Raw genomic sequence first — 13046 nt, 5'->3', positions numbered from 1 at the left:
GTTGCTACTTATCTGGAGTCTCAACTTTTTCCGTCTGTTCAGAAGGCGGTAATAAACTAATTAGCTCACACTCCGTTGATATGAGTTTTTCCAACTCAGACCCTTGTGTAATTAAACGGAAATCACCGCCAATAATAATCCCAAGAGGAATGGCTTTAGGGTACAGAGCGTTAAACTCTTTTAAATCAAATGCCTCAGTCAAACCTGTACTCTTAATTTGGCTACCCTGAGCCATCAGCGAGTTAAGCTTGGAATAGGTAATCCCTTCAGAAAACAAGCTTCTGTTACCATCGCGGCTCACCTGATGCCTTTCATGTTTATTCTCTGATGACTCAAGTTCAAACACCTTATTCTCACCAAACTCGTCTTGATAGTGCATGCTAACTAACGGGTTGGTTTGACGATAAGGCGACACGATCATGGCACGCCCTATTCCATCCAATTCCAGATTATTTTCCGCGTGGCTTGAGGCTGGATTACCAAAATAAACATTCAAGTTTTCCATGCGAGCTAAACGAATGCTCTCCCAGTTGGTATCGGCAAGCACACTGTTAATATTATGTGTCGCTAGCACTTTGGCAAACTGGCGTGAAAACTGAGTCGCGCCAAAGAAGATAACGCCTTGTGCCTTCTCTTGAGTCACACCTAGCCTTCTCGCCCACCAACTCGCGGTAAGGCTTTGAATCACAACCGTACCAATGATGACCAAGAACACCATTGGCACCAGTAAATCCGCGCCTTCGATTAATTGCTTCTCTTGAAGCTTGATTGCAAACAGAGAAGAAACCGCGGCTGCAACGATCCCGCGCGGTGCCATCCAGCTCAAAAACCATTTATCCGCCGAAGTAAGATCCGTGCCGATCCCGCTGATCCATACACTTAAAGGACGCGCTACCAGCATCACTACCGCTAATAGGCCAACACCACCCCAACCTATCGAGAGAAAAGTACCTGAATCGAGCCTGCTCGCTAACAGAATAAACAACGCAGAAATAAGCAACACGGTTAGGGTTTCTTTAAATTCGATGATGTCTTCGATATCCAAGCCCTTCACGTTGGCAAGCCAGATCCCCATGATGGTCACGGTTAATAAACCGGACTCTTCACTCAGATCATTGGAAAACGAGAACGCCGCCAACATTAACGTCAGCACGGCCACATTACGCAAATAGTGCGGAACCCAATGCCCTTGCAGCATCTTGGCAATCAAATGGCCACCGATGACCCCTAAGCCTAAACCAATGGCTAAGGTTAATCCCAGAGCTGAAAGTACATGTCCTGTAGGGTCGGCTGAAGAGACAATGTATTCGTAAACCAGAACCGCAAACAGAGCCCCTATTGGGTCGATAACGATTCCCTCCCATCGCAAGATACTGCCTAAGGAGGATTTAGGCTGAATACTGCGTAGCATGGGCACAATTACAGTAGGGCCAGTTACCACGACTAATGCACCAAACAGTGCGGCTAACGGCCAACTGAAGTCCACAAAGTAGTATGCCCCCACCACGATACACACCCATGTAATCAACATGCCGAAACTCACGAGGTGAGTCACCATCCGGCCATGGCCTCTGATTTCTTTGAAATTTAGGGTCAATGCCCCTTCAAACAGGATGATGGCAACACCTAACGAAATCATAGGAAACAGCACATCACCGAAAATGGCATCGGGATTTAGAATATTCAGGCCAGGGCCTAACAACAAGCCAACGATAAGGAGAGGAAGAATAGCGGGAAGACGTAAACGCCAGCCGAGCAGCTGACAAGCTAAAGACAAGAGTCCAATTAACGCCAAAGAAGAAGTAATCGACAAATCCATTTGTGCCCCTAAAAGGTTTGCACCACACCCTGTGGTACAAACTATTCAATGAAATAAGAAAGCCTACGTTCTTACACTATAGGCTCTCTTTTTCACGCTAACCGAATATTATTGTGATTAATCAGTTACTTTACTATAGGGGGAGTAAAGTCATGATCAGTTAGCTATAGAGAAAGTACAACGCCAGCAATAGCGGCACTCATTAAGTTAGCAAACACACCTGCACAAATTGCTTTGAAGCCATATTGTGAGATGAAAGAGCGACGCTCTGGAACTAAGCTGCCCAAACCACCGATCAGAATCGCCATGGTAGAGATGTTAGCAAAGCCACATAGAGCGAAAGTTACGATCGCTTGTGAGTGCTCACTTAGTGCCTCTTTAGCGTCCATCAGTTGGATGAAAGCCACGAACTCGTTCACGACAATCTTGTTACCGATCAGCGAGCCTGCAACCACAGCCTCAGACCATGGCACACCGATCAGCCATGCAACGGGTGCAAACACATAACCTAGGATAAGTTCGAAGCTTAGGTTTACGCCAAACCAGCCGCCAACGATACCTAGCAAGCCATTCAGCATTGCAATCACACTGATAAAGGCCAGAAGTGTCGCACCCACTGCAACGGCAATACGCAGTCCAGACATAGCCCCATCTGCCATTGCCTCAACTACGTTTGTTGCTCGTGGAATTTCAACGTCAGACTCAATATTTTCTTGAGCCTCATCTGCATTACCTGGTACCAAAATCTTGGCCATCAATAGACCAGCAGGAGCAGACATGAATGCCGCAGCGATCAGGAAGTTTAGGTCAACGCCAAGCGAGGCATAACCCACTAGCGTGCCACCAGCTACAGAAGCCAAACCACACACCATTACAGCAAACAGTTGTGAATCCGTCATGTGCTTTAGGTAAGGTTTAACAACCAATGGCGCTTCAATCATGCCCACAAAGATGTTTGCAGTCGCAGACAGTGATTCCGCGCGGCCTGTACCCAAGAATTTCTGTAGCGCACCACCAATAAGGTTGATCACCTTTGGCATAAAGCCAATGTGGTACAAACCAGAGATCAATGCAGAGAAAAAGATAATGATGCCAAGAACATTAATCGCGAAAACAAATCCGTTATTCGTTAGGCCACCAAATAGGAAGTTAATCCCCTCTTGACCGTAGTTAATCAAGCTAGATACCGCACCCGTGGCTGCATTCAACGCTTCTTTACCCATTGGTACATACAGAACCAATAGCGCGAATGAGATTTGTAATAAGAAAGCCAAAGAGACTGTTCTTAGTGGAATATTTTTTCTGTCCGTAGATAGTAACCAAGCGGCAACTAAAATAGTGATAATTCCAAGTAGGGAAGCCATGTGCGTCAACCTAAAAGTTGTAGATAGGAAAGGCGACGCATTGTATAGAGGAAATCGTTTGCGGCAAGGTGCGGTTGTTAATGTGATGTTGGGATTATCACTGTCTCATCTATGATTATATTAAAGCATTGAATTTTAATGATTTAACTTGCTCGAAAAGTATACTTTTTCCATATGGAAATTATATTTATAGATTAGGAAACAGTTAACGGTGCAGCTCAACGCAGGTTTTGAGGTTTTCATCCCAATACGTCGGAGACCCGATATGGTTTTTAATGAACTCAATCACTGCTGAAAGCTTCTTCGGCATGTTCTTTCGGCTCGGGTAAACGGCATAAAATGGCATCAGCTGACTGGCTCGCCACTCTGGCAATACTTGAATCAACTTGCCCGTTCTAAACTCTTCTTTCACCAAGTAAGTCGCCAGATAAGCAACGCCCCATCCTGATACTGCCGCGTCTCGTACTGCCTCAGCCAAATCGACCGAGTAATCGCCCGCTACTTTGACACTGAGGTTTTCTTGCCCGTTATCAAACGCCCACGATGTGTAGTCTCGTTCACGGCTGCGATAAATAAGACAGTTATGGTCAATTAGATCGGAAGGCACATGAGGAGTACCCGCTTTAATCAGGTAGTCGGGCGATGCTGCCACCACAAACTGGCTGTCTGCTAATCGCTGTGCAATGTAACCTTCAGGTAAGTCTTCATTATTGGTGATCCAAAGATCCAAGCGTTCTTCAATCATGTCCACCTTATAGTCGAACAAGTGGACCTCGATTCTCAACTGAGGATAAAGCTGTCTGAGTTGATCAATCGCTGGAATGATATGCAGTGTGCCAAATGACTGTGACAATCCAACGCGCAAGATTCCAGAGATATCATCACGTTGGCTGTCCATATCCATTTGAGCCGCTTTTACTGTATTGAACAGCTGCTCACAGTGTTGGTAGAACACGTCTCCTGCTTCGGTTAGCGTTAGGCTACGTGTGGTTCGTTGTACTAGCTTGATGCCAATGGAGTCTTCAAGCAAAGCAACCTGCTTACTGATGTGGGACACCGAAACGTTCAAGCTTTTTGCAGCACTGGTAAAACCTTCGTGTTTGATCAACGCATGGAATATCACCATCTGTGCAGCTCTATCTGTTAGCACAAGACCACCTTCTTAAGTCTCTGAAATATAAAATCAAAAAGGACTCCGAAGAGTCCTTTAGTTCGTTTTGCCTATGGTAGGCCAAATGCTATTCAAAGCGACCTAAATCAATTAACCAAATTAAGTCTACTAATCAAATCAGGCCGATTAATCAAACTTAATTCTGTCGGCTAGATGGCTTACTGCCAAAGCAAAGTAGTAAGAACGATTCCACTTCATTAACACATTGTAGTTGTTGTAAATGAGGTACGAACGTCCGGTTTCATCATCCGGCATTATCAACCACGCTTGGATGTCTTCATCAAGCGTTGGTAGTGGGCGGTCGTCATAACGCTTAATACCGAGTTCAGACCACTCTTTTAGATATTTCGCTTTGTCTTCGTCTCGGCCTTGCATATCAATAGACACAGTTGATGGAACGTGTACCTGACGACCCCAAGTATATTTGTCCTCCCAGCCTGATTGGCTGAGATAGTTAGCCGCCGAAGCAAATACGTCTTCTTCTGTGCCCCAAATGTCTTTCTTACCGTCGCCGTTACCATCAGCGGCATACGCTAAGAATGAGCTCGGCATAAACTGAGGTTGACCCATCGCACCAGCCCAAGAGCCTTTCATCTCTTTTGGCGCAATATGGCCTTGATCAAGAATCTTCAATGCCGCCATCGCTTCGCTACGGAAAAAGGCTTCTCTACGCCCTTCGTAAGCCATGGTTGTTAGAGCATCAATAACACTGTAATTGCCCGTGAACTTACCAAAGTTACTCTCAACGCCCCATAGCGCGACAATAAACCTTGGTTGAACACCATACTCATCACCAATTCGCTTTAACGCTGTGTAGTGTTTTTCATAGAGCGACTTAGCCTGCTTCACCTTCCAATCTGGCACTGCTCGTGGAATGTATTCATCCAGAGTCAGTTTCTTTTCAGGCTGGTTTTTGTCGGCTTTGACTGCTCTTGGCTTAAACGTCACACCATCAAAGGCTTGATCAATGATCGCTTCAGAAATGCCTTCTTCTCGGCCTTGTTGCTTTAGTTTTTCCACATATTGTTCGAAGCTCAGCTCTTCAGCTTGTACTGAGCTTATGGTCAGACTATTACCCAGTAGTAATGCCGACATAGCCAACATGGTTTTCGAAAATTTACTCAACGATCACTCCTCCCTGAATTGAGGTGACTATCACTCTTCGTCTTGAGATTTTTGTTGGGCTTTACGCTCTTTGTGTAGCTCAAGTTCGTTAACTGGTGGAGGCGGTACCTGCAAAAAGAAACCATCGGTGTTCAGTGATTCTCTCACTTTATCGATGTTCACTTGCGCCAGTTTTCGACCATCCATTTTAATTACCATTACAAAACTAGGTTTACCAAACATTTGCATCAATGCGTCAGGAACTTGTGAAAAATCATCCTTCTTAGGGATATAAAGGTATGTTCCTTCTTTCTTCGAGCTTTTATATATAGAACACAGCATGACAAACCTTTTTTAAATGTTTATGACTACAAAACTCTCACTTGCGAGATCAATAGTTTATGTTAGGGAAATATTGGGAACAAAACGTCCATTTGACAACAAGATTACTTGCTGTGCTTGGTTTGGGAATATAACATGATAAACCTAGTTTCAGGCAATGCCCTTTATTTTATTGATAAAGAAATTGTACCAATCCGCTATTGAGGTCCTGTAGTTTTTCGATGTCTAGTAACCCAGATCTAAAAGGTAGCAGCTTTACGCTATCTGTTTTGCACTTATCCGATGATCAAGTCGAAAATGCAGTGTCTTTTCTTCAAGAGAAAGTAGACCAAGCACCTACGTTTTTCGCTGCCGCGCCTGTTGTTATCAACATCAGTAAAGTCGCGGGCGATATCGATTTTGCGCAACTGAAAAATGGTATATCTCAAGCGGGCATGATCCCGGTTGGTGTGGCTGGCTGTTCTGATAAGCGTATGCAAAATCTCGCCAAAGAAGCTGGTTTTGCGGTGATGACAGCAAGTAAGTCGCCATCGCAAGCTCCGGCAAAGATAGCACCGATTAAAGTGGTTCGAACCCCGATTCGTTCTGGTCAGCAAGTTTATGCCAAAGATGGTGATTTGCTGATTCTTAGTCATGTAAGTGCCGGTGCAGAAGTGATTGCCGATGGCAGCATCCATATTCGTGGCACTTTACGTGGCCGTGCTATTGCAGGTGCAAGTGGTCAAACTGAAGCAAAAATAATTTGTAATGATTTACAAGCCGAGCTGGTTTCCATTGCTGGAAATTACTGGCTCAGCGATCAAATTGAAAGCGAGTACTGGCAGAAGAAAACCATGTTCAGTATGGCAAACGATGTATTACACGTTGATGTCCTCGCAATATAAGAGAAATAAAAGGAAAACAGAATGGCACGCATTATCGTTGTAACGTCAGGTAAAGGCGGGGTAGGCAAAACGACCTCCAGTGCAGCTATTGCCTCGGGTCTAGCTTTAAAAGGGAAGAAAACCGCAGTTATCGACTTTGATATCGGTCTGCGTAACCTAGATTTAATCATGGGGTGTGAGCGTCGCGTTGTGTACGACTTCGTTAACGTTATCAATGGCGAAGCGACGCTGAACCAAGCGATGATCAAAGACAAGCGCACAGAGAACCTATTTATCCTTCCTGCTTCTCAAACTCGTGATAAAGACGCACTAACAAAAGATGGTGTTCGTCGTGTATTTGATGAATTGGATGAAATGGGCTTTGATTTCATCATCTGTGATTCTCCTGCAGGTATTGAGCAAGGTGCTCTGATGGCGCTGTACTTCGCTGATGAAGCGATTGTAACCACAAACCCAGAAGTATCTTCAGTACGCGATTCAGACCGCATTCTAGGTATTCTTGACTCTAAATCTCGTCGTTCAGAAGACGGCTTAGAGCCAGTGAAAACACACCTTCTACTGACTCGCTACAACCCGGCTCGCGTAAACCAAGGTGAAATGCTAAGTGTTGAAGACGTTGAAGAAATCCTGCATATCTCTCTACTGGGTGTGATTCCAGAGAGCCAAGCGGTACTCAACGCATCAAACAAGGGTGTGCCAGTTATCTTTGATGAAGCAACCGACGCAGGTATGGCTTACAATGATACTGTAGAGCGACTACTGGGTAGCCAAGTTGACTTCCGCTTCTTAACGGAACAGAAGAAAGGCATCTTCAAACGACTGTTCGGGGGCTAATACGCGATGTCATTATTAGAGTTTTTTAGACCACAGAAAAAGACCACTGCAAACCTAGCCAAAGAGCGTTTGCAGATCATTGTTGCAGAGCGACGCAGCCATGACGACCCAGCGCCGTCATACTTGCCACAACTGAAAGAAGACATCTTGAAGTGTATTGCAAAGTACGTCGAGGTCGATCCATCAATGGTTGATCTGACCTTCGAACACAAAGATGATGACATCTCAGTATTAGAGCTGAATGTTAAGCTTCCAGAAGAAGACAAGTAACACCGACCTCACCAACTACTAGTTATTGATTCACGGCTACTCAACTATCGAATAGCCGTGAGCTTTACTTCCTACCGCTTACAGCTCCCTCTTCGCTGAATTGATAACTCTCGGTTATCGGGCATATAAACAACAATCATTTCTCTCATCAATGTTTCATTTGTATTCTCTTCCTGTACTCACAGTCCAGATAGGAATTAATTTATGTCACTCCTTAACAATAAACTCAAAGCCATGCTCATCTCAGTGGCGCTTTTTATCACAGGATGTAGTTCACCTGCACTGGACGCTGAAAATGAGAATGCAGCTCGAAACAGAGGTGCTGTTGGTGGCGCATTGGTAGGAGCAACACTTGGCGCGCTAACTGGCGATGCAAAGCTTGCTGCACAAGGCGCAGCTATAGGCGGAGTAACCGGTGGTGTAGCTGGTTCAATGAAAGACTTGGATGACTCCCGCCAAAGTGAGAATAATCAAGTACTGGCTGATGGAATGTCTCAAGACAATCGCAGCGACGCAGAAAAAAGAGTGGCGGAGTTAGAAGCTGAAATCCGAATTCGCGAATTAGAAAAGCAATTGGCAGACACCCAAGAGCAAGACAAGCAGACCACAGACCAAGACAGCTAATCAATGAAAAAATAGGGTAAGCCAGAATGAGCTTACCCTATTTGATATGTAGTCATGGAGTAGAGTAATTCTACTTATCTTTTATCGCTTTACTCAGCTTTTCGCCAACCACATCTAAACGCCAACCTTGCATAACATCAGGCAGCTTCTCAGGGTTACGATCGTGCTTCCACACCCAGCTTAACACTTGGTTAAGTTGCTTCTTAGATGCCAAAAATTCTGTCGCTAAGCCACTGTGTTGTGACGCAGTTTTCACTTCATCTTTCAACACTTTGAACAGTTGCTTGTAACCAGGGAAGTCCATTAGACGTTCTACTGGTGCTGGGTACTCTTCTTCTGGCGTGTGCTCAGCTAACTTTACGATTGAGCTGATCTTCGCACCATGGCGACGTACAGAACGGTAGTCAAAACCTTCCTGTTCCATGTGCTTAGGATCTTTCATCGCGAATCGAGCCACAGCCCATAAGTCTTGTTCTTTGAAGACAAAATTCAGCGCTAAATCACGCTTAATTGCTTCTTTTAAACGCCAAGTTGCTAGCGGTCTTAAGATAGCTAACTGTTTAGGTTTCAGTTGCCATGCACCTTTGATATCAAGGTAAGCATTGTCTGGGTTTGCTTTACGAATACGTTTAGCAACTTGTAGGTCAGACTCTTGTTGAGCCGCTTCCCACCAGCCTGCTTCCATCACTTTTTCAAGAAGCTTGTTGTACATTGGCATTAGGTAATGAACGTCTGCCGCTGCGTAGTCCAATTGCTTTTGAGAAAGCGGACGTGCTAGCCAATCGGTGCGAGATTCACTCTTATCGAGATCAACACCAACAAACTCTGAAACCAGAGCAGCAAAGCCCGTTGATAAACCATGACCTAAGAAAGCCGCCATGATTTGCGTATCCACCATTGGTGTTGGTGTGCAGCCAAATGCGTTCTGGAACACTTCCAAATCTTCACCGCACGCGTGCAGCACTTTCAATACTGATGCGTCTTTCAACAAGGTAACGAACGGTGTCATGTCATCAAGAGCAATAGGGTCAATCAGTGACAGCGTTTCACCATCAAATAACTGAATCAAGCCTAATTGAGGGTAATAGGTTCTAGTACGAACGAACTCCGTATCAAGCATAACGACATCGGCTTCACGTGCTTGTTGGCAAACTCGCTCAAGGTCTTTCAATTGGGTAATGATTTGATAATCCACAAAAACTCTCACTGGTTTCTATTTGATCGCCGGATACAAAAATGCCGACATTAACTGTCGGCATTCTAACACCATTTTTCAGCGCTCGCTTAGATTAAGCGCCTCAATGGTTTTTCGTACTATGGTTTCTCGAGTAGTGGTTACCCATAAACTAGCTGATTATTCGCTCGCGCGTTTAGCCAATTCTGCATCGTTCTCTTCACGAAGCACACGACGTAAGATCTTACCTACGTTGGTCTTTGGAAGATCTTCTCTGAATTCAACCAGTTTAGGGATCTTGTAACCCGTTAGGTGTTCACGACAGTGCGCGATGATGTCTTCTTTGGTTAGGCTAGGGTCGCGCTTCACAACGTAGATCTTAACCAATTCACCTGACACTTCATGAGGTTGACCGATAGCCGCGACTTCAAGCACTTTGCCGTGTAGTGCCACTACATCTTCAATCTCATTCGGGTAAACGTTAAAGCCAGACACAAGAATCATGTCTTTCTTACGGTCAACAATGTGCAGCAGGCCTTCATCATCAAACTTAACGATGTCACCCGTAGATAGCCAACCGTCTTGGTCGATCACTTCTTTGGTCGCTTCTGGACGTTGCCAGTAGCCTTGCATCACTTGAGGGCCACGAACTTGCAGCTCGCCTACTTGGTCATTAGCAACCACTTGGCCTTCATCATCAACAATACGAACTTCTGTTGATGGTACAGGCAGGCCAATAGCGCCTGTGTAATCTTTAAGGTCGTATGGGTTACCCGTTACCAGTGGTGAACACTCGGTTAAGCCATAGCCTTCCAACAAGTGAATGCCTGTCGCTTTCTTCCATTGCTCAGCAACAGAGCGTTGAACCGCCATGCCACCGCCAACCGATAGGCGTAGGTTACTGAAATCCAACTCGTGGAAATCTTCGTTATTCACAAGTGCATTGAATAGAGTGTTTACGCCAGTAATCGCGGTAAACGGCACCTTTTGCAGCTCTTTAATGAAGCCAGGAATATCACGAGGGTTAGTGATAAGAAGGTTGCGACCACCCATTTCAACGAACAGTAGGCAGTTCACTGTCAGTGCGAACACGTGGTAAAGCGGCAGTGCCGTTACCACCAGCTCACGGCCTTCTTGCAGAACAGGACCGTATGCCCCTTTCGCTTGAAGTACGTTCGCGATCATATTGCGGTGCGTTAGGATTGCGCCTTTAGCTACACCCGTAGTACCACCCGTGTACTGTAGGAAAGCAATGTCATCACCCGCCATAAACGGCTTAACATACTGAAGACGGCGACCTTTATGCAGTGCTTTTCGAAATGAGATAGCACCCGGTAGATCGTACTTAGGTACCATGCCTTTTACGTATTTCACTACGAAGTCGACAATTGTACCTTTCGCACGTGGCAGCATTTGCCCTAGACTGGTGAGTACAACGTGTTTAACTGGCGTGTTATCAACGACTTTCTCTAGTGTACTCGCAAAGTTTGAAACGATAACAATCGCCTTTGCACCAGAATCGTTCAGTTGATGTTCAAGCTCACGAGGTGTGTACAGTGGGTTGACGTTCACTGCAATCATACCAGCACGCAGTACACCAAATAGTGCAATTGGGTATTGCAGTAGGTTTGGCATCATTAGCGCGACGCGATCGCCCTTCTTCAGTTTCAAATCATTCTGCAGGTAAGCGGCAAAAGCACGGCTGCGCTCTTCAAGCTTACGGAATGTCATAATCGAGCCCATGTTCTCAAATGCAGGTTGATCCGCGTACTTCTGTACCGACTGTTCAAACATTTCTACAAGAGATGGGTACTGATCTGGGTTGATCGTTTCTGGTACGTCACTTGGATAACGTGAAAGCCAAGGTTTATCCACGATGTTACTCCTCGTTTATCAGCTGACGACTGCTTCGCCGCTTTTTATCATTGCGGTATTACAGCACAGCTTTAGTGCATGAGCACTAAAAGGCTCAAACACTTGTTTAAATTTTGTTAACTACACCAAGAATTAGCTCTGAAACTAGCTCTGGGCTCTCTAAATGACAATGATGTCCGCCAGGAACAGTCTCTATATTCAGAGGACTATGCACTGATTTGTAGCGATTATGCTGCAAATGTCGAAATCCATCATTCCCTAAAATTATTAATTGAGGGCATTCAATAGCCGCCATAATCGCTTCAGCGTGCGCCTGTGACATTCGATATAACGAGTCACATTTTAAGTTAGGGTCGCATCGCCATTGCCAAGAGTTATCGAGCTCGACAATACCTCGCTCTACAATAGGAGCGATTAATTCAGCATTAATTTGGTTGGCGTGAGCTCTCAGCTTAATAGCATCCTCAAGGCTTGCTAGAGGACGTGAAGGCTTTCTTCGCTGTCGAAGACGACTGAGTACCCCATCTCTCAAGCGAGAAACCGTTTCTTGGGGAGCTTCAGAAAGAGGTCCGTGACCTTCAATTTGAATTAATCCTGACACCTTTTCAGGAAAGGCGGCACTATAGCAACTTGCTATCAATGCACCAAGTGAATGTCCTACCAGTACCAGTCTGTTTGGCGATAATTTGGTCACCAACTGATGCAAGTCATCAATATAATCATGAAATGGGTAATAACTTCCCGATTTGTGCGACGAGAAACCATGTCCGAAGAGATCGATAGCAACAAGGTGAGCGCTAGAAGAACACTTGGCTACTTGCTGCATAACCTGATTAAAACTGGCTGAATTATCTAACCACCCATGAATAAAAACGACCGTCGTAGCGGTCGTTTCTAGATTGCCCATCTGTTGTGTCGCAAGCGTCCCGCTCGCAAGGGAATATGACTTTTCAATCATTGATTGTATAGCGCCCTTGTCGTTAAGTGTGTTGGGTTTAGGTTCGACTATTCCACATCTTGAATCACACGCCCTGACTTAGGCATGGTTTGAAAGCTGCGACAGTGCAAACTGCGGCAAGAATAATAGGTTGGCGCAAAGTCGTTAATAACCACTCGCTCGGTGATCTGCCATAAGCGCTGGTTGTAGACATTCATGACTGGAAAGGTATAAGGGTAATCACCAATGGTGCCATCTTCAGTACCATTTGATGCTCCAACTAAGGTGACTAAGCGACCTTCAGCAAAGCTCAATGGTTCAACATAGCCATCGATGTAACCGACAAAGCGCCCCTTTGGTTCTGCATCAATATCCGGCTTACCACTGCTAGAAATAGGTAAATTAACCACTTCAACGCGAGTCTTGTTCTCCAAGTTAGTTACTTTCGCAATCACGCCACCTAAACGAACATCACCCGCATCAGGCACTGTATTAACCCACTCTTGGTAGTCTGTCACTACTTGTTCGGAATTTGCATTGAGTTCTTCAGGTAAAGATGAGCACCCCATCACTAACGATGAGAAGGCAACAAGGAAAAATAAGCGAGATTTAGACATGAGAGAAAACATAATGCTGGTCCTTAGAACA

General features: G+C 45.2%; 13 protein-coding genes. 4 read left to right on the top strand and 9 right to left on the bottom strand.

What is annotated here, in order from left to right:
- Positions 1-4 precede the first annotated feature (4 nt).
- From L4C44_RS10270 to L4C44_RS10250, 5 genes are all read right to left on the bottom strand, one after another.
- Entirely contained in the window at positions 5-1819 is a 1815-nt protein-coding gene (locus tag L4C44_RS10270) for a cation:proton antiporter (protein WP_285953162.1), read from the bottom strand.
- A gap of 164 nt (positions 1820-1983) precedes the next feature.
- Positions 1984-3183 carry a NupC/NupG family nucleoside CNT transporter gene (locus L4C44_RS10265; protein WP_285953161.1) on the bottom strand — a complete coding sequence of 400 codons (1200 nt, stop codon included), beginning with the start codon at positions 3181-3183 and terminating at the stop codon, positions 1984-1986.
- A gap of 205 nt (positions 3184-3388) precedes the next feature.
- Positions 3389-4309, bottom strand: a complete 921-nt coding sequence (locus L4C44_RS10260) for a LysR family transcriptional regulator (RefSeq protein WP_285953272.1) — start codon at positions 4307-4309, stop codon at positions 3389-3391.
- Between the two features lie 171 nt (positions 4310-4480).
- The gene (locus L4C44_RS10255; RefSeq protein WP_285953160.1) at positions 4481-5479 is read right to left on the bottom strand and encodes a lytic murein transglycosylase; all 999 of its coding nucleotides are present in this window, start codon (positions 5477-5479) and stop codon (positions 4481-4483) included.
- Between the two features lie 30 nt (positions 5480-5509).
- The gene (locus tag L4C44_RS10250) at positions 5510-5800 is read right to left on the bottom strand and encodes a YcgL domain-containing protein (RefSeq protein WP_060982235.1); all 291 of its coding nucleotides are present in this window, start codon (positions 5798-5800) and stop codon (positions 5510-5512) included.
- Between the two features lie 221 nt (positions 5801-6021).
- Here L4C44_RS10250 and minC point away from each other — a divergent pair, with 221 nt between their 5' ends.
- From minC to L4C44_RS10230, 4 genes are all read left to right on the top strand, one after another.
- Positions 6022-6684 (top strand): septum site-determining protein MinC, encoded by a 663-nt coding sequence (gene minC / locus L4C44_RS10245; RefSeq protein ID WP_146492292.1) that lies wholly within the window; start codon positions 6022-6024, stop codon positions 6682-6684.
- 21 nt (positions 6685-6705) lie between these two features.
- Positions 6706-7518 (top strand): septum site-determining protein MinD, encoded by an 813-nt coding sequence (minD, locus tag L4C44_RS10240; protein ID WP_008221225.1) that lies wholly within the window; start codon positions 6706-6708, stop codon positions 7516-7518.
- Between the two features lie 6 nt (positions 7519-7524).
- Positions 7525-7788 carry a cell division topological specificity factor MinE gene (gene minE / locus L4C44_RS10235; RefSeq protein WP_060982233.1) on the top strand — a complete coding sequence of 88 codons (264 nt, stop codon included), beginning with the start codon at positions 7525-7527 and terminating at the stop codon, positions 7786-7788.
- 204 nt (positions 7789-7992) lie between these two features.
- Entirely contained in the window at positions 7993-8412 is a 420-nt protein-coding gene (locus tag L4C44_RS10230; RefSeq protein WP_060982232.1) for a YMGG-like glycine zipper-containing protein, read from the top strand.
- A 70-nt stretch (positions 8413-8482) separates the two neighbouring features.
- Here L4C44_RS10230 and rnd read toward each other — a convergent pair whose 3' ends face one another.
- The 4 genes from rnd to L4C44_RS10210 form a co-directional block, all read right to left on the bottom strand.
- Positions 8483-9607 carry a ribonuclease D gene (gene rnd / locus L4C44_RS10225; protein ID WP_428804974.1) on the bottom strand — a complete coding sequence of 375 codons (1125 nt, stop codon included), beginning with the start codon at positions 9605-9607 and terminating at the stop codon, positions 8483-8485.
- A 159-nt stretch (positions 9608-9766) separates the two neighbouring features.
- Entirely contained in the window at positions 9767-11461 is a 1695-nt protein-coding gene (fadD, locus tag L4C44_RS10220; RefSeq protein ID WP_261884715.1) for a long-chain-fatty-acid--CoA ligase FadD, read from the bottom strand.
- Positions 11462-11567: 106 nt separating this feature from the next.
- On the bottom strand, positions 11568-12419 hold the full coding sequence (locus L4C44_RS10215) for an alpha/beta fold hydrolase (protein ID WP_146492294.1): 852 nt from the start codon (positions 12417-12419) through the stop codon (positions 11568-11570).
- A gap of 47 nt (positions 12420-12466) precedes the next feature.
- Positions 12467-13027: a Slp family lipoprotein gene (locus L4C44_RS10210; protein ID WP_146492295.1), complete on the bottom strand. Its 561-nt coding sequence runs from the start codon at positions 13025-13027 to the stop codon at positions 12467-12469.
- Positions 13028-13046: the final 19 nt, after the last annotated feature.

It is taken from the genome of Vibrio satsumensis, from assembly GCF_050337435.1.
Classification (GTDB): Bacteria; Pseudomonadota; Gammaproteobacteria; order Enterobacterales; family Vibrionaceae; genus Vibrio; species Vibrio satsumensis.
The sequence above is the reverse complement of the archived record's forward strand: the minus strand, read 5'-3'. Positions and strand labels throughout refer to the sequence as shown.